Annotated in this window: 1 protein-coding gene; it reads left to right on the plus strand. The window is 61.8% G+C overall.

Annotated elements, in window-relative coordinates; translation table 11 throughout:
* Window positions 1–267 (plus strand): Tn3 family transposase (locus FLQ44_RS18185; RefSeq protein ID WP_147695491.1); only part of this gene is annotated, 267 nt, incomplete at both ends.

Genomic DNA, 267 nt, shown 5'->3' on the forward strand with positions numbered 1-267 from the left:
GCGCTCAAACCGATGATTAGCAGCGACAGGCTGAACATCAAGGCTATTCGTGCCCACTGGGATGAAATTCTGCGGCTGGCGACCTCGATCAAGCAGGGCACGGTGACAGCCTCGCTGATGCTTCGGAAACTCGGCAGCTATCCGCGCCAGAACGGCTTAGCCATCGCCCTGCGCGAGCTGGGGCGCATCGAACGCACGCTGTTCATCCTGGACTGGTTGCAAAGCGTGGAGCTGCGCCGCCGCGTCCACGCTGGACTGAACAAGGGC

Source organism: Vogesella mureinivorans (genome assembly GCF_007644035.1).
GTDB lineage: Bacteria > Pseudomonadota > Gammaproteobacteria > Burkholderiales > Chromobacteriaceae > Vogesella > Vogesella mureinivorans.